The organism is Paraburkholderia sp. RL17-381-BIF-C (assembly GCF_046026435.1).
Classification (GTDB): Bacteria; Pseudomonadota; Gammaproteobacteria; order Burkholderiales; family Burkholderiaceae; genus Paraburkholderia.
Map to the genome: position 1 here is coordinate 1 of NZ_JARESX010000030.1, position 15,634 is coordinate 15,634.

The following is a 15,634-nucleotide window of genomic DNA, read 5'->3' on the forward strand; positions in this document are numbered from 1 at the left end:
GCATATCGGCGTCGTTCGGTTGGAAGTTTGAGCGATGCAGTGGTCAGTGAGTCAGTCTCATTGATTGCGGTGCAAAAAATCTGGAGCGGTAGTTCAGTTGGTTAGAATACCGGCCTGTCACGCCGGGGGTCGCGGGTTCGAGTCCCGTCCGCTCCGCCAGATTTGAGAAAGCCCACTTCGAAAGAAGTGGGCTTTTTTTATTCCGCTCTCCATTGCGCCTGGGTATGCTCGGGACAAACAGCCATTGCCAGCGCGCACGGCCTGTTTTACCGTTGACCCGACTCATCTTCGTCGCTCCGCCATGTTCGATCCCACCGAAGCTCCGTTGCCGTTTCATCTGCGCAAAGCCAGCATGGACGATTTCGAGTTCGCCGAGGCGCTGACTCGCAACAACATGGGCGGTTACTATCGTCGCCACCATCTGGTGTGGCGTGGCGATCTGTTTCTCGGTAGCTGGCGCGAATCGGAGAATTTCATTCTCGAAGTGGACGGCACGCCGATCGGCGTGTTGCGCATCACGCAAGAGGGCGATTCGCTGCATATCCGCGACGTGCAGATTGCCGAAGGCCATCGTCGGCTCGGCGCCGGCACCTATCTGCTCGATGTCTCGCATCAATGGGCGCGCGAGCGTGGGTTGCGCGAGTTGCAACTGCGCGTGTTCGTCGACAACCCCGCCGCGCGGCTCTATCAACGCAAAGGCTATAAGCTGACCGGGCCGCGGCTTGCGCAGCTGGGCGCGATCCGTCATCTGGCGCGACGGGTTTAGTGGCCGCGTGTAAAGCGTACGGTCTCAGGTGCCGCAGTTGGCAAAGGTCGGATTCGATGCGCGCGTTTTATTCACTCGATCTGCGTTCGGCATTATGCGAGGCATCCGCGCGGTCCTGCGCCGCCGTCTCGCTGTCCGTCTCCACGTCGCGATGCTCTCCATGCTCCACCCGATGTTCCGAGCCACGCTCGATGAATGCGCGCGGACTTTCGCCGAACGCGCGGCGGAACATCGCGGAGAATGCGCTCTGGCTCTGATAGCCCAGTTCCAACGCGACATGCGAGAGCGGGCGCCCCTGACTCAACAGCGGAATCGCACGCGCCAGAATCGCCTGCTGGCGCCACTGCGAAAAACTCACTCCCAACTCCTGACGAAACAGCCGCGCAATGGTGCGTGTACTCGCGCCCACGCTGGACGCCCATTGCTCGAGCGATTCACCATGCGTCGGATCCGCAATGACCGCTTCGCACAAAGCGCGCAGCCGCTTTTCGTTGGGCATCGGCACGGAGAGCGGCAACGGCTCCGAGCGTGTCAATTCGTCGAGTGCGAGCGCGCCGAGCAACTGCTCGCGGGTGGCCGAGATGCCGGGTGTGTCGAGCGCCGCGATCACTTCGCGCAGCAGGTCCGAGACTTCGACCACGCGCGGTGTATCGAGCCCGGCCGGCACCGTGCTTTCGGTGATGTAGAGGGTGCGCAGGAAGGCGTCTTCGACGGCGACCACCTCGTGCGTCACGTGCGGGGGCACCCAGATTGCGCGCGATGGCGGCACCATCCACGTGGTGCCGGTGGTCGCGACCCGCAGCACGCCGCGCGACGCATAGGCCACCTGTGCCCAAGCGTGGGTGTGACGCGCGATGCGCCAGCCCGACGGCATTTGCCGGGAGCGTACGCGGATGGGATGCGTTTCGGTCGGCTGGAACTCGGGCGGAATGTCGGCGAAGCGCACGAAGCTCGACAGGTCTGAGTCGACGGACGAAGTCATGATGAAGATCGATCCCGAAAACGGAACACGAGAAGCGCGGACCCGCAAAGTAGTCCGGTGACGCCGCAATGAGAAGCCCGCTACGGCAAACCGCCGCGGGCTTCTCATTGTAGGTGTTGCGTGGCACCCGGCGTTGCATAATGTCCCGATTACCCGGACACGAGGAGAACTTCATGAGCTTTGCTACCGCGGACTTGTGCGACGCGCACGAGGATCAGTTGGCGCTCGGCACGTTGCGCGTGCTCGAGCCGGTCTTTCACCTGTTCAGCCGCGCCGAGTGTTTCAGCGGTGAGGCGGTGACGTTGAAGGTCTTCGAAGACAATGCACTCGTGCGGGCCACGCTCGAAGAGCAGGGCGCGGGCCGTGTGCTGGTGGTCGACGGCGGCGGCAGCCTGCGGTGTGCGCTGGTGGGCGGCAACCTTGCGCAGATTGCGCAACAGAATGGCTGGGCGGGCATCGTCCTGAACGGCTGTGTGCGCGATACGCTGGAACTGAATGAAGTCAACGTCGGCATCGCGGCGTTGGCAACCTGCCCGCGGCGTGGCCAGAAGCGCGGCACCGGCGAGCGTGACGTGGCGGTACAGTTGCCGGGCGCGCTGGTGCGTCCCGGTGAGTGGATCTACGCGGATATCGACGGCGTGCTCGTGGCGAGCGCGGCGCTGAACTGAACCTCGTGCCGGACTCAGGCTCGAACGGAATCACAGGCCACCCGAACCCCTATTCAAGGAGAACAAACGACGATGCAGACCGTCTTTGTATACGGCACATTGCGCGCCGGTGAAGTGAACGACATCAGCCAGGCGGCGGCGCGCAACGAGATCGACGCCCCCAATCTGCTCGGCACGGCCACGGTCCGCGGCCATCTTTTCGATTTCGGCTTGTACCCGGGCCTCGTGGTCGACGAAGCCGGTGTCGACGTGATCGGCGACGTGTACGAGATCGACGATCAGCTGGTCGCGGTGCTCGACGAAATCGAAGCGGTCTATCCGGGTGTCGAGGATCGTTTCCTCGCTCGCGAAGTGATGGTGAAAGTCGACGGCAATGTCGTGAACTGCCGCTTCTATCCCGTTGCGCCGGGTGCGGTGAAAGGCTTGCCCGAAATCCGATCGGGTGACTGGGTCGAGTACCGCAGCACGCGCTGACTGGAGTGCTGACCGCAGTGCCGACCGCAGTGCCGACTGAACCCCTCACGCGCACATAAAAAAAGCGGCCCGGCAAGCATACGCCTGTCGGGCCGCCCGGTCGGTCAGCCTTGCGACTCAAGCCGCTTTCGCGCGCTGTCCGTCACACGCGAAGGCGGGCTTGCTACTGCGTCGTCCGTTATCGATGCATCTGCTGCGTGAGGCCTGCTGCCGGCCTCAGATCTCTTCGTACAGCGGCAATGTCAGGAAATCGGTGAACTGTTCCGAGGTCGACATTTCCTCGAAGATCTGCGCGGCGCGCTCATACGGCTTCGTATCGCCGCCCACGGCCTGCTTCACCTTGTCGAGTTCCTGCGCCGACAACTCGCGCACCAGCTCGGCCGTGACCTTGCGGCCGTCTTCGAGCTTGCCCTTCGGCGAGCGAATCCATTGCCATACCTGCGAACGCGAGATTTCCGCCGTGGCGGCATCTTCCATCAGGTTGTGAATCGGCACGCAGCCATTGCCCGCGAGCCATGCGCCCAGGTAGTGGATGCCGACGTTGATGTTGTTGCGCAGACCGGCTTCGGTGATCGGCGCTTCCGGACGGAAGTCCGTCAGGTCGGTTGCCGTGACGAGCACGTCGTCGCGTTGCTTGCCGATCTGGTTCGGCTTGTCGCCGAGTACCTTGACGAACTCTTCCATCGCGATCGGCACGAGGCCCGGATGCGCGACCCAGCCGCCGTCGTAGCCGTCGCCGGCATCGCGCGCCTTGTCCGAGCGCACGCCGGCCATCGCCTTGTCGTTCGCGGCCGGATCGTTCTTGATCGGAATCAGCGCGCTCATGCCGCCGATCGCCGGCGCATTGCGGCGATGGCAGGTCTTCAGCAACAGCAGCGCGTAGGCGCGCATGAACGGCGCGGTCATGGTGATCTGCGAGCGGTCGGCGAGGCAGAAGTCACGGTCGGCCTTGAACTTCTTGATCGCCGAGAAGATGTAGTCCCAGCGGCCGGCGTTCAGGCCCGAGCTATGTTCGCGCAGTTCGTACAGGATCTCGTCCATTTCGAAGGCGGCGACGATCGTTTCGATCAGCACCGTCGCGCGAATCGTGCCGCGCGGCACGCCGACCGCTTCCTGCGCGGCGACGAAAATGTCGTTCCACAGACGCGCTTCGAGATGGCTCTCCATCTTGGGCAAATAGAAGTACGGGCCGGAGCCGCGCGCGACCAGCTCCTTCGCGTTGTGCACCATGAAGAGCGCGAAGTCGAAGATGCCACCCGACACGCGCTTGCCGTCCACCTTCACGTGCTTCTCGTCGAGGTGCCAGCCGCGCGGACGCACGATCAACGTGGCGACCTTGTCGTTCAGCGTGTACGACTTGCCGTTCTGTTCCAGCGAAATCGTGCGGCGCACCGCGTCCTTCAGATTGATATGGCCGGTGATCTGGTTGTCCCAGCTCGGCGCATTCGAATCTTCGAAGTCGGTCATGTACGAATCCGCGCCTGAATTCAGCGCGTTGATGATCATCTTGCGCTCGACCGGGCCGGTGATTTCCACGCGGCGGCATTGCAGGTCCTGCGGCAGCGGCGCGATTTTCCAGTCGCCTTCACGCACGTTTTTCGTTTCCGCGAGAAAGTCGGGGCGCTCGCCGGCGTCGAGGCGCTGGGTGCGTTCCGCGCGCGCCTGCAACAACTGCTGACGGCGCGGCTCAAAAGTGCGATGCAGCGCGGCGACGAGTTCGAGCGCTTCGCGCGTGAGAATTGCTTCATAGCCCGGCTTGATCTCAGCCTTGATTTCCATGCCTTGGGGCAGCTGCAGCGACGATTGCGATGACTGCGGGTTCGCCATGTTTTCTCCTTGGTCGGTCAGATTGCAAAGATGCAAATGTTGAAAAGCGGTTGGTGTGCGTCGCGTAGTCCAGTAGTAGCCGTTACGCGCCAGGGCTGTGGCGTGTGCGGCTGCCGCCGGAGCCGCTGGTGCGGCCGGGCGACGCGAGGGTTTTCAGGAAAGCGAGCAGATCGGTCATGCCTCCGCCCGCGCCATGCGGCGTGACGCCCAGTTCTTCGGCTGGTGCGTTTTGCCGGTTGAGCCAGAAAGTCGTGAAGCCGAACCACGCCGCGCCGGCCACGTCCCAACCGTTCGACGACACGAAGACGATCTCGCGCGGTTCGGCGTCGAAGGTTTGCGTGCCCAGCGCGTAAGCGGCAGGCGAGGGTTTGTAGGCGCGCACGGCGTCGACGGATAACACGTGGTCGAACAGGCCCGTCATGCCGGCGCTCTTCACGGCGATGTCGAGCATTTGCGGATTGCCGTTCGAGAGGATCGCGAGGCGCGCACGAGAAGCGGATTCGCCGCTGGCGGATGCCTGCGAGATCAAAGACTCGTCGCGCGACAGGCGCAAGAGGCGCAACGCGGGCACGGCGTCGGGGAAAGCGGACAGGCACGCATACTCGTCCATCAAACGTTTTTCGGCCGTGCGGCCGAGCGTGAGCTGAAGCTTTTTTGCGGCGAAACGCAGCGCGTCGAGCGTGATGTCCCAGAACGGCCGGTAGTGCGCGCCGGGTGCGGCAGCCGGGGCGGCAAGCGTGCGCAGCTGCGTGTATTCGATCTGTTTCTGGCGCCACAGCTGCGAGAGCGCATCGCCGTGGCCCGGAAACATCTGCTCCGCGGCAGCGATCACCGAATGCACGTCGAAGAGCGTGCCGTAGGCGTCGAAAATCACTGCTTTAGGGGAATGTGTCGTTGTGGCCGACATTGCCGTGCGCTCCTATCAGAGGTCAGGACGGATTGTATTAGTGATGCTCCGTGCTAAAAAAGAGGCTAAACATCACTTGATCTTTTACTTTCATACACCTAATCTGACGCGCACCGACCACCATTGCGCGTCGCTTCTCAACGAAATTTCCGTACTGGGACGGCGCGGCTTCAATCGCTTATGGACCGTTTCAAGCAGATCGAGACTTTCGTGACCGTCGCGGCCAAAGGCAGCCTGTCTGCCGCGGCTACGGCGGAAGGCGTCGCGCCGGCTATCATCGGCCGCCGCATCGACGCGCTCGAAGAGCGCCTCGGCGTCAAATTGCTGGTGCGCACCACGCGCAAGCTCACGCTGACCTTCGAAGGCTCGGCCTTTCTCGAAGACTGCCAGCGCATCATTCACGACATGCAGAACGCGGAAGCCAGCGTGTCGGCGGGCGGCGTCAAGGCGAGCGGCCATCTGCGGCTCTCCGCGCCGGCGGGCTTCGGGCGCCGGCATGTCGCGCCGCTGGTGCCGTCGTTCACGGTCGCCCATCCGGACGTGTCGATCACGCTCGACCTGTCCGACCGCCTCGTCGATCTGGTCAACGAGGGTTTCGATTGCGCGGTGCGTCTCGGCGAATTGCCGGATTCGTCGCTGGTGTCGCTCAAGCTCGGCGAGAACCGCCGCGTCTGCGTGGCGTCGCCGTCGTATCTGAGCCGGCGCGGCGCGCCGCACAGCCTCGCCGACCTCGCGCATCACAACTGTCTCGCGCTCGGCGCGAGCGCCAACCAGCAGCGCGGCTGGATGTTCCAGCAGGGCGACAAGGTGGTGTCGATCAAGGTGTCCGGCACGATGGAATGCTCGGACGGCGCGGTGCTGCACGAGTGGTGTCTCGAAGGCTACGGTCTCGCGTGGCGCTCGTGGTGGGAGGTCGGCACGGATATCGCGGCCGGACGGCTTGTCAGCGTGCTCGACGAATTCGCCGCACCGCCCATCGGCATTCATGCGGTGTTTCCGCAGCGCCGCCATTTGCCGTTGCGGGTGAGACTGTTCCTGGATTTTCTCAAGCATACGTACGGGCATCCCGGTTACTGGGGCTGACGCCGGCCGGGCTCGCGATGGCGCGCCCGGCGATTGCGTCGCCGGCAATACGGGGTTTCCGATATGCGGACAGACCCTTGGCAGATTCATGCGCTCAATTCCGCGACCTACAATCGATTGAAGCGGCTTTCGCGCCGCGCCTCGTTGGACGCTCACGCCGCGCTGCGCGAAGCCGGCGACGGAGGGCATCATGTTCAGGCACATCCTGGTTCCGACCGACGGTTCAGACCTGTCACGCAAGGCGATTGACGGCGCCATCGATCTCGCCCAAGCCGTCAACGCGCGCGTGACCGCCTACGCGTGTCTGCCGCAATATCCTTACTCGCCGTTCTCCGACGTGGTGGTCGAGCCGCCCTCCGAATTCCTGCAGCGCAGCGAGCGCGAAGCGCGGGTGCATCTGCGAGAAGTGGAAATGGCGGCGCGCCGTGTCGGCGTGACGGTCGACAGCCGGACCAGCGTGCACCCGGCGCCGTATCTCGGCATCATCGAAGCCGCGGAGCAGGGCGGCTGCGACGTGATCTTCATGGCGTCGCATGGGCGCCGTGGTCTGGGCAGCCTGCTGATCGGCAGCGAAACGCAGCGGGTGCTCACGCATACCAAGATTCCGGTCATCGTGTATCGCTGAGCCGAAACCGGAAGCCCACAAAAAACGCGCCGGCGGTGAGGCCGGCGCGCGCTGTGTTCGCCGCGCAATCTGTTGCGCTGGCTTTCTCTGCACTGCTGCGATCTCTCCCAGATTCAAGCCGTCGGCGCTAACCGTTCACGACCCGGCGCCCCGGCGGCCTTGCTCCTCCCTGTGACGGCGGCTCTCTGACGAAAGCCGGTAGTCCGTCTGTTGCCCTGTTGCTGCGATCGGCCCTGCGGGGTGGATTAGGCGACCCGCTTGTCGAAGAACTGTTCGTCTTCCGTCGAGCCGTGCAGCGCGGTCGTCGAGGCTTCGCGTTCGACCGTTTGCGTCACGGCGTCGAAGTAACCCGTGCCCACTTCGCGCTGGTGCTTGACCGCGGTGAAGCCCTTTTCGGCCGCAGCGAATTCAGCCTGCTGCATTTCGACGAAGGCGGTCATCTGGTTGCGGGCATAACCGTGCGCGAGGTTGAACATCGAGTAGTTCAGCGCGTGGAAGCCGGCCAGCGTGATGAACTGGAACTTGTAGCCCATCGCACCGAGTTCGCGCTGGAACTTGGCGATCGTTGCATCGTCGAGGTTCTTCTTCCAGTTGAACGACGGCGAGCAGTTGTACGACAGCAGTTGATCCGGGTATTCCTTGTGGATCGCGTCAGCGAATTTCTTCGCGAACTCGAGGTCCGGCTTGCCGGTTTCGCACCAGATCATGTCGGCGTACGGCGCGTAGGCGAGGCCACGCGAGATCGCCTGTTCGAGACCCGGCTTCGTGCGGTAGAAACCTTCCACCGTGCGCTCGCCGGTCAGGAACGGCTTGTCGTTGTCGTCGATGTCCGACGTAATCAGGTCGGCGGCTTCCGCATCGGTACGAGCGAGCAGCACGGTCGGCGTGCCGGAGACGTCGGCGGCCAGACGCGCGGCTGTCAGCTTGGCGATGTTTTCGCGCGTCGGCACGAGCACCTTGCCGCCCATGTGGCCGCATTTCTTCACCGAAGCCAACTGGTCTTCGAAGTGCACGCCCGCTGCGCCCGCTTCGATCATCGCCTTCATCAGTTCGAACGCGTTCAGCACGCCGCCGAAGCCGGCTTCCGCATCCGCCACGATCGGCTGGAAGTAGTCCACGTAGCCTTCGTCGCCCGGATTCTTGCCTTCCGACCACTGGATCTGGTCAGCGCGGGTGAGCGTGTTGTTGATGCGTTTCACGACGAGCGGCACCGAGTTCGCCGGGTACAGCGACTGGTCCGGGTACATTTCACCGGCGACGTTCGCATCGCCCGCGACTTGCCAGCCCGACAGATAGATCGCCTTGAGGCCGGCCTTGACCTGTTGCATGGCCTGGTTGCCGGTCAGCGCGCCGAGCGAGTTGACGAACGGCTCGTTGTTCACGCTTTCCCACAGCTTTTGCGCACCGCGCTTGGCGAGCGTGTGCTCGACTTGCACCGAGCCACGCAGGCGGATCACGTCGTCAGCCGTGTAGCTGCGCTTCACGCCTTTCCAGCGCGGATCGGTTTCCCATTGCTGTTGAAGTTGCCTGGCTTGTTCTTGACGGGACATGATTTGCTCCTTGGTTGCCTGCAATGGCTGAATGACTCTGTCGACCAGCGTCGCCGCGTGAGCGCTTGTTCTGGTCCGATACAGGAAACTTACAATTTTCGCCAAAGCGGCCAGCCCGGTCGGGCGTTTTGCTTGGCGAAGTCTTATATAAGAGTCTAGGCAAGTCGAAGGCCGCGCAGTAGCCGTCTGAGCATGTTTTTGTGATATTTATTATTATTTATAATCAGTCACTTATGGTCTTTGTTTCACATTGAGAAAAGACTTTTCCCATCTTGCAATAGGTCGTCTTGTGCCTTGCAGCACGATTTTTTACGACGCAAAAAAATTTTCCACATCGTGAAATTTGGGGTGCGCGGCGTACAGGCGAAAAAAAACCGGCGCCTAAGCACCGGTTTTTTCCGACCCACAGACAGCGTAAAGCCGTCCGGGTCTTTTTTAGCTGGCTGCAACGTACCGCATGGGCGCCGCAAAGGGCTGTGTGCCCTGAAGCAGAGTGCGCTCCTGCTCAGTACTGAGCGGCCAATTCGCGGCTAATTAGCTGCCGCGACGCGCCGTACGCGGGCCGTCGCTGCGGCGTGCGCCGTAGCCGCCGTCGCGCGAACCGCCGTAGCCTTCACGCGAACCGCCGCCAAAGCCGCCTTCACGCGAACCACCACCAGCCGACTTGCCGGCCCAGCCGCCGCCATTGCCGCTGCCGCTGCGCGCACCGCCGCCGTTACCGGCCGGCTTGCCCGAACCGCTACCGAAGCGACGGCCACCGCCGTTGCCACCGCCCGGACGGCCGCGGCCGCCAAAGCCAGGACGGCCGTTACCCGACGGAGCCGACTTGCGCGGCTCGAAGCCTTCGACGACATTGACCGGCAGCGGGGTGCGCACGAAGCGCTCGATGCGCTTCAACGCGCCTTGTTCCGCGTGATGCACGAGGCTCACCGCGATACCCGAGCGGCCGGCACGGCCGGTACGGCCGATACGGTGCACGTAGTCTTCGGCAAACTTCGGCAGGTCGTAGTTGAACACGTGCGTGATGCCGGGGATGTCGATACCGCGAGCGGCGACGTCCGTGGCCACCAGCACGCGCACACGGCGCTCGCGCAGGGCTTTGATCGTGCGGTTACGCGCGCCTTGCGGCAGGTCACCGTGCAGGGCGGCCGATTCGAAACCGGCGTCGGCCAGACGGCCAGCCAGCTGGTCAGCGTCCATCTTGGTTGCCGTGAAGACGATAGCCTGGTCGAGGCCCTCGCCGCGCAGCAGATGGTCGAGCAGACGATCCTTGTGATCGCGGTCGTCGACGTAATGAACGGTTTGCGCGATGTTGGTACGTTGCTCCAGACGCTGGACGATCTCGATACGCTCCGGATCCTTCAGCAGGCGGCCGGTCAGCGAACCGATCTTGCCGTCGAGCGTGGCCGAGAACAACATGGTTTGACGCGTAGCCGGCGTAGCGGCAACGATCGTTTCGATGTCTTCGATGAAGCCCATGTCGAGCATGCGGTCAGCTTCGTCGAGCACGAGGATCTGCAGTTGCGACAGATCGATACGGCCGCGTTCCAGGTGATCGATCAGACGGCCCGGCGTAGCGACCAGGATTTCCGGGTTCTTCGCGAGCAGCATCAATTGCTGGCCGTAAGCGACGCCGCCCAGAATGCTGACGGTGCGCAGACGCTTCAGGTGCTTGCCGTACGTGGCGGCAGCGGTGGTGACCTGCATCGCGAGTTCGCGGGTCGGCGTCAGAACCAGCATGGTCGGACGGGCAACCGGTTGCGGGCGGCGCGTGCGGGCGCCGTCGGCCGGACGCGGCTCGCGCGGCTGGCTGGCTTGCGCCTTTTGCAATTGCGAGAAACGCTCGATGGCGGGCAGCATGAACGCGGCGGTCTTGCCCGAACCGGTCGGGCTCGAGACCAGCAGGTCACGGCCGGCGATGCCGGCGGGGATTGCACGTTGCTGAACCGGCGTCGGGGTTTGATAACCAGCGGCGGTCAGGGCAGAGACGACGTCCGGGGACAGACCGAGCGACGCGAACGACGGGCCGGACGGTGCTGCGGCTTCAGCGGCGACGGCTTCCGGAGCGGCAGCAACGGCTGCGGCTTGAGCGGGTGCGTCGGCGAGACCGAGGGCTTGGTCGGCGATGGCGTTCAACGGGCTGCTGGGGGTATTGCTCGAAGTCATGAGAATCCTTGGTAAATCCTTGGTACACACGGAATTAAAACGTCGGCGCCAATCGGCATACCCAAGTCGTCGGATTCAGCGAGCAAAGAAGCAGCGAGCAAATCGAAAAACGGGGGCAGCTCGCGGCAATGAAGGCGAGCTTTTCGTTAGAAGCTGTATCGGATGCGACATGCCAACACGGCGTGCCGCCAGCCTGGGACATGATCGCCCGTAGGGGGCTAGGCAGGAGGGGACAGGTTCTAAACTGGATTGGAGCTAAACGCTACGAGGCGCTGCGCCGCAAAGGCCGCTAGAGGAAAGCCGGGCAAAGCAGTGAAGCGCAGGCAGCATTGTATAGGGTTTTGCTGCACTGCGCCACTATTAGGAATCTTCCTGGCAGAAAAGTTGCAGCGGCCGACTGGACGAATGGCCTGCCATCTCCAATCGGGCCGCCGGGTAAGCCTTCGGCGCCAGCTCAGGCCGAGGCGCCGCTCTTCAGCGATTCGACCAGTTCGACATATTGCTGCTTCGCGGCTTCCTCCGCCGTGCCTTTGAGCGCGGCCCACGCGTCATACTTGTATTTGCCGACGATGTCGGTGAAACCCGGCTTGTCGCCGTGAACATCGCCTTCGCTAGCCTGTTTGAAGAGGGCGTACAGCCGCAGCAGCGTGAGGTTGCCCGGGCGCTCCGGCAGTTGTTTCACATCTTCCTGAGCCTGAGTGAACTGCGTATTGATGTCGGTCATGGTCGTTTTGCCCGCCGGGCGGGACAGGGGTGAAGGTCGGCTGACGATCATAGCAATTGCATGCCGCTGCGGGGCTGAGGGCTTATTCCAAACACAGGACGCGGGGCTTGGCGCGAAGCGCGGACCATCCAGGACGCGAGCCGGTTCAATCCGGGGCGCGAGCCAAACCACATTTGCGCGCGCAGTGCCGATTACAATACGGTCCATGACTCAAACTGTGCTCCTCGCCCTCGATACCTCGACCGAATTCTGCTCGGTAGCGCTTCTGTCGGTTGCCGGCCATGCTGCCGGCGTCGCAACTGGAGAGACCCGCGCCGAGCCGCGCGTCTGGATGCGCCACGAGCAAACCGGCGCGGTTTCCAGCACGCGCCTGCTCCCCGCCATTCGCGAACTGTTCGACGAAGCCGGCCTGACGCTGGCGGACTGCGACGCTATCGCTTTCGGCTCCGGTCCGGGCTCGTTCACTGGTCTGCGTACGGCGACCGGCGTCGCCCAAGGTCTCGCATTCGGCCTGAACCTGCCGGTCGTGCCGATCAGCACGCTGCTTGTCTGCGCTGAAAGCGCCCGCCTGCGCGATCCGTCGGCCGCGCGCGTGCTCGCCGCGCTCGACGCCCGCATGGACGAGATCTACTGGGCCGACTACGCCTGGGACGACGCGCAAGGTGAATGGCGCACCGTGCAGAGCGCTTCGCTCGACGCGCCGGACCGGCTCGTGTTGCCCGACGTCCCGTTCACGCTGGCAGGCAACGCCGCCGCGGCCTTCGGCGCGCGGCTGCCGGCGCTCGCGGCGGCGCGCAGCGTCGACGGCGAAGCGCTGCCGCACGCCGTGCCGCTCGCCCACGCTGCGCTGCGCGCGTTGCGCGCCGGCCGCACGGTGCCCGCCGATCAGGCCGCGCCGGAGTACGTGCGCGACAAGGTTGCGCAGACCACGGCCGAGCGGGTCGCCGAGAAAGCTGAAAAGGCGGCCAGACTCGCGCACGACGCGGCTCACGGCGAGGGCCGGCAATGAGTGGCGTGTTGCTCGCGGACCGCTATATGTCGCCGATGACCGAGGGCGATCTCGACGAGGTCGCCGCCATCGAAAAGATCGCTTATGAGTTTCCGTGGAGCCGGGGCAATTTCGGCGACTCGCTGCGCAACGGTTACTTCGGCGTCTGTCTGCGCCATGTCACGGGCACCTTGATTGGCTATTGCGTGTTGATGCCGGTGGTCGACGAAATGCATCTGCTCAATCTGTGCGTGACGCCCGCGGCGCAAGGCGCCGGCGCCGGACTCGCGCTGCTGCGCGAAGCCGTGCGGATCACCCGCGCCGAAAAGCTCGACGGCTTGCTGCTCGAAGTGCGGCCGTCGAATCATCGGGCGATCCGGTTGTATGAGCGCTTCGGGTTTGCTTCGATTGGGCGGCGCAAAAATTATTATCCGGCGCGGCATCGCAGCCGGGAGGACGCCATCGTAATGCGTTTCTCGTTTGCCACGGAGGGCGCAGATGGCGCTGCATGAATCGGTACTGGAAGAATTCGGACTCGCGCCGCTGTGGGTGCGTCGCGGAATGGCTGCGGCCGAGCAACCGGCTGTTGTCGAAGCGCAAGCCGAAGGCTTAGCGGGGCAGGGCACTGGCGACGTGGCCGGCTCGGGCACGCGTCGTGACGATGCGCACGGGTCGCAGCCCACCGCACGCGCGCAGCCCGCCGCGGCTGCCGTCACGCGCCCGCTGGAGACTGTGCGTGCGCCGGAAACCGCGCCATCCGCCGTGCGCTTCCAGCAAACCGCACCGTCTGCCGTGCGTCCGCAGCAAACCGCGTCGTTCGCAGCGGGAACGCCGGAAACCTCGTCGTTCGCGTTGCCTGCGCCTGAACCCGCACCGTCCATGCTACGGGCGCCGGCAAGCGCCTCGGCCGCCCCACACGCGGGCGAGGCGCGAAGCGCCGACGCCGCGCACGGCGAACGCCACGTGCGGCCCGCGCAAGACGCAGCGCAGGCAGCGCAAGAGCGGTCGCAAATGCCCGCTGAAACGCGTCACCCAATACCCCAGCCGCCGCCATCACGCATGCCCGAGCCGCCGGTTTTCGACGCGCCACCGGACGACGATTTCGCGTGGTTCGACGACCTGCCGACCCACGCGCCCGCGGACGCCCGTAGCGAGGCGCCCGCAGCTCCCGCAATCCACACGCTCGACTGGGACGCGCTAAGCGAGCGCGTCGCCGCCTGCCGCCTTTGCCGTCTATGCGAGAAGCGCACGAATACGGTGTTCGGCGTCGGCGACCGCGGTGCTGACTGGATGCTGATCGGCGAAGCGCCGGGTGAGAACGAAGACCGTCTGGGCGAGCCGTTCGTCGGCCAGGCCGGCAAGCTGCTCGACAACATGCTGCGTTCGCTGACGCTCGCGCGCGACACCAACGTGTACATCGCGAACGTGATCAAATGCCGGCCGCCTGGCAACCGCAATCCCGAACCGGACGAAGTCGCGCGTTGCGAGCCGTATTTGCAACGTCAGGTGGGGCTGGTCAAGCCGAAGCTGATCGTCGCGCTCGGCCGCTTTGCGGCGCAAAGTCTGCTGAAAACCGACGCGAGCATTTCGTCGCTGCGTGGTCGCGTACACGAGTACGAAGGGGTGCCCGTGATCGTCACCTATCATCCCGCGTATCTGCTGCGCAGTCTGCCCGACAAGGCGAAAGCCTGGGCCGACCTGTGCCTCGCGCGCGACACGTGGCGTGCGGCGGGCGGTGCGCCGTCGAACGCGTCGAAGTGACGGCTGCCGAGGGGCCGGCGGCCGGTTCCACCGGCGCACCCGGCATGGATGCCGCGAGCCGCGCTGCGCTGCTCGACACTTTGCATGATCCCGCCGTGCGCGATCTCGCCTGGTTATTGCTGAGCGCCGATCTGTTGCGCCCGCAACCACCGGTGGGCATCCTGGCGAATCCCTTCGATACGCCGCAGGAAGCGCAGGCGAGCGTCGCGTGGCTGCGCGCGCTCGACGACGCGCCCGAACCCTTGCATCGCGATCTCGCGGCGACGCGCATCACGCGTCTCGGCCGCTATGCCGAACGGCTGCTCGGCTGGTTTCTGCAACATGGGCCGGCGGCGCGACTGGTGGCCGCGGGCGTGCCCTTGCGCCGCGCGGGCGTCACGCTCGGTGAATGCGATTTTCTGGTCCAGACGCGGCGGGGCGCGCGTCTGCATTGGGAACTGGCCGTGAAGTGCTATCTGCACGCCGGCGAAGCACGCGGGGAGTTGGCTGCGGTGTTACCCGCGCAGTCACCGGCGCGGTTACCAAGAGAGTCACCCACGGGGCTATCCGACTACGTTGGCCCGAATCTGAAAGACCGTTTCGACCTCAAGCTCGCCCATGTGCTGAATCACCAGTTGCCGTTGAGCGCGCGTGAGGAGTTCGCATCGGTCGGCTATCCGGGGCCGTGGACGCCGCAGATGTTCATCAAAGGCTGGCTGTTTTACCGGCACGGCGAAACTCCGCTCGATCCCGTCGAACTCGATCCAGCGCATGGCCGTGGCTGGTGGGTGACGCGCAGCGATTGGCCGGCCTTCGCTGCAGGCAACACGCAAAAGTGGCGGCCTTTGCCGCGGCTGGAATGGCTTGCGCCGCGGCGTCATTCAGCTGACGACGCGCAGGCCGCAGGATTGGTTTTTGTCGATGCGCAGACTCTCGCCGGGCAAACCTCGCATCAGCATGGACCGGCGATGGTCGCCGCGTTCACCGAAGATGGCGTGGGCAACCTGATCGAGCGCTCGCGCGGCTTCATCGTGCCGGACGAGTGGCCCGAGCAGGCACAAAACTACGCGCGCGAGCAGCAGCGGGGAAGCGGAGAGACCGGCGCGTAATATGGCCGCAGACGCAGACGGCGAA

Annotated in this window: 15 protein-coding genes and 1 tRNA gene; 10 read left to right on the forward strand and 6 right to left on the reverse strand. The window is 64.4% G+C overall.

Annotated features, from left to right (window positions below; genetic code table 11):
• Positions 1-82 precede the first annotated feature (82 nt).
• Together P0D70_RS19370 and P0D70_RS19375 are read left to right on the forward strand one after the other, a co-directional pair.
• Positions 83-159, forward strand: a tRNA-Asp gene (locus P0D70_RS19370).
• A gap of 142 nt (positions 160-301) precedes the next feature.
• Positions 302-766, forward strand: coding sequence for a GNAT family N-acetyltransferase (locus P0D70_RS19375; protein ID WP_091793277.1), 465 nt, complete (start codon positions 302-304; stop codon positions 764-766).
• 67 nt (positions 767-833) lie between these two features.
• Here P0D70_RS19375 and P0D70_RS19380 read toward each other — a convergent pair whose 3' ends face one another.
• Positions 834-1,748: an AraC family transcriptional regulator gene (locus tag P0D70_RS19380; protein ID WP_408185682.1), complete on the reverse strand. Its 915-nt coding sequence runs from the start codon at positions 1,746-1,748 to the stop codon at positions 834-836.
• Positions 1,749-1,921: 173 nt separating this feature from the next.
• Here P0D70_RS19380 and rraA point away from each other — a divergent pair, with 173 nt between their 5' ends.
• Together rraA and P0D70_RS19390 are read left to right on the forward strand one after the other, a co-directional pair.
• Positions 1,922-2,416 carry a ribonuclease E activity regulator RraA gene (gene rraA / locus P0D70_RS19385; protein WP_091793280.1) on the forward strand — a complete coding sequence of 165 codons (495 nt, stop codon included), beginning with the start codon at positions 1,922-1,924 and terminating at the stop codon, positions 2,414-2,416.
• 72 nt (positions 2,417-2,488) lie between these two features.
• Positions 2,489-2,890 carry a gamma-glutamylcyclotransferase family protein gene (locus P0D70_RS19390; protein ID WP_091793281.1) on the forward strand — a complete coding sequence of 134 codons (402 nt, stop codon included), beginning with the start codon at positions 2,489-2,491 and terminating at the stop codon, positions 2,888-2,890.
• A gap of 216 nt (positions 2,891-3,106) precedes the next feature.
• On the opposite strand, the gene aceB is transcribed toward P0D70_RS19390, so the two are convergent.
• The gene (aceB, locus tag P0D70_RS19395) at positions 3,107-4,717 is read right to left on the reverse strand and encodes a malate synthase A (RefSeq protein ID WP_408185683.1); all 1,611 of its coding nucleotides are present in this window, start codon (positions 4,715-4,717) and stop codon (positions 3,107-3,109) included.
• Between the two features lie 82 nt (positions 4,718-4,799).
• Entirely contained in the window at positions 4,800-5,624 is an 825-nt protein-coding gene (locus P0D70_RS19400) for a (S)-2-haloacid dehalogenase (protein ID WP_408185684.1), read from the reverse strand.
• Between the two features lie 180 nt (positions 5,625-5,804).
• Here P0D70_RS19400 and P0D70_RS19405 point away from each other — a divergent pair, with 180 nt between their 5' ends.
• The gene (locus tag P0D70_RS19405; protein ID WP_091793287.1) at positions 5,805-6,707 is read left to right on the forward strand and encodes a LysR family transcriptional regulator; all 903 of its coding nucleotides are present in this window, start codon (positions 5,805-5,807) and stop codon (positions 6,705-6,707) included.
• A gap of 190 nt (positions 6,708-6,897) precedes the next feature.
• Complete coding sequence (locus P0D70_RS19410) at positions 6,898-7,332, forward strand: universal stress protein (protein ID WP_091793288.1); 435 nt, start codon at positions 6,898-6,900, stop codon at positions 7,330-7,332.
• A gap of 245 nt (positions 7,333-7,577) precedes the next feature.
• Here the strand turns inward: P0D70_RS19410 and aceA are convergent, their stop codons facing one another.
• The 3 genes from aceA to P0D70_RS19425 form a co-directional block, all read right to left on the reverse strand.
• A complete protein-coding gene (gene aceA, locus P0D70_RS19415) occupies positions 7,578-8,882 on the reverse strand; it encodes an isocitrate lyase (RefSeq protein ID WP_091793290.1) in 1,305 nt (434 codons plus the stop codon).
• A 534-nt stretch (positions 8,883-9,416) separates the two neighbouring features.
• Positions 9,417-11,048, reverse strand: coding sequence for a DEAD/DEAH box helicase (locus P0D70_RS19420; protein ID WP_408185685.1), 1,632 nt, complete (start codon positions 11,046-11,048; stop codon positions 9,417-9,419).
• A gap of 454 nt (positions 11,049-11,502) precedes the next feature.
• Positions 11,503-11,772: an acyl-CoA-binding protein gene (locus tag P0D70_RS19425; protein ID WP_408185686.1), complete on the reverse strand. Its 270-nt coding sequence runs from the start codon at positions 11,770-11,772 to the stop codon at positions 11,503-11,505.
• A 205-nt stretch (positions 11,773-11,977) separates the two neighbouring features.
• Between P0D70_RS19425 and tsaB the strand changes: the two genes are divergently transcribed.
• From tsaB to P0D70_RS19445, 4 genes are read left to right on the forward strand one after another with little or no spacing between them, the layout of a single operon-like run.
• On the forward strand, positions 11,978-12,781 hold the full coding sequence (gene tsaB / locus P0D70_RS19430; protein ID WP_408185687.1) for a tRNA (adenosine(37)-N6)-threonylcarbamoyltransferase complex dimerization subunit type 1 TsaB: 804 nt from the start codon (positions 11,978-11,980) through the stop codon (positions 12,779-12,781).
• Positions 12,778-13,272 (forward strand): ribosomal protein S18-alanine N-acetyltransferase, encoded by a 495-nt coding sequence (gene rimI, locus P0D70_RS19435; RefSeq protein WP_095418979.1) that lies wholly within the window; start codon positions 12,778-12,780, stop codon positions 13,270-13,272. The genes tsaB and rimI overlap by 4 nt, the downstream gene beginning before the upstream one ends.
• On the forward strand, positions 13,259-14,521 hold the full coding sequence (locus P0D70_RS19440) for a uracil-DNA glycosylase (protein ID WP_408185688.1): 1,263 nt from the start codon (positions 13,259-13,261) through the stop codon (positions 14,519-14,521). Before rimI ends, P0D70_RS19440 begins: the two co-directional genes overlap by 14 nt.
• Entirely contained in the window at positions 14,518-15,609 is a 1,092-nt protein-coding gene (locus P0D70_RS19445; protein WP_408185689.1) for a DUF1853 family protein, read from the forward strand. Before P0D70_RS19440 ends, P0D70_RS19445 begins: the two co-directional genes overlap by 4 nt.
• The last annotated feature ends 25 nt before the right edge of the window (positions 15,610-15,634 follow it).

Coding starts and splice junctions, on each gene's coding strand:
- P0D70_RS19375 (WP_091793277.1), top strand. CDS start 302: ATGTTCGATCCCACCGAAGCTCCGTTGCCGTTTCATCTGCGCAAAGCC.
- P0D70_RS19380 (WP_408185682.1), bottom strand. CDS start 1,748: ATGACTTCGTCCGTCGACTCAGACCTGTCGAGCTTCGTGCGCTTCGCC.
- rraA (WP_091793280.1), top strand. CDS start 1,922: ATGAGCTTTGCTACCGCGGACTTGTGCGACGCGCACGAGGATCAGTTG.
- P0D70_RS19390 (WP_091793281.1), top strand. CDS start 2,489: ATGCAGACCGTCTTTGTATACGGCACATTGCGCGCCGGTGAAGTGAAC.
- aceB (WP_408185683.1), bottom strand. CDS start 4,717: ATGGCGAACCCGCAGTCATCGCAATCGTCGCTGCAGCTGCCCCAAGGC.
- P0D70_RS19400 (WP_408185684.1), bottom strand. CDS start 5,624: ATGTCGGCCACAACGACACATTCCCCTAAAGCAGTGATTTTCGACGCC.
- P0D70_RS19405 (WP_091793287.1), top strand. CDS start 5,805: ATGGACCGTTTCAAGCAGATCGAGACTTTCGTGACCGTCGCGGCCAAA.
- P0D70_RS19410 (WP_091793288.1), top strand. CDS start 6,898: ATGTTCAGGCACATCCTGGTTCCGACCGACGGTTCAGACCTGTCACGC.
- aceA (WP_091793290.1), bottom strand. CDS start 8,882: ATGTCCCGTCAAGAACAAGCCAGGCAACTTCAACAGCAATGGGAAACC.
- P0D70_RS19420 (WP_408185685.1), bottom strand. CDS start 11,048: ATGACTTCGAGCAATACCCCCAGCAGCCCGTTGAACGCCATCGCCGAC.
- P0D70_RS19425 (WP_408185686.1), bottom strand. CDS start 11,772: ATGACCGACATCAATACGCAGTTCACTCAGGCTCAGGAAGATGTGAAA.
- tsaB (WP_408185687.1), top strand. CDS start 11,978: ATGACTCAAACTGTGCTCCTCGCCCTCGATACCTCGACCGAATTCTGC.
- rimI (WP_095418979.1), top strand. CDS start 12,778: ATGAGTGGCGTGTTGCTCGCGGACCGCTATATGTCGCCGATGACCGAG.
- P0D70_RS19440 (WP_408185688.1), top strand. CDS start 13,259: ATGGCGCTGCATGAATCGGTACTGGAAGAATTCGGACTCGCGCCGCTG.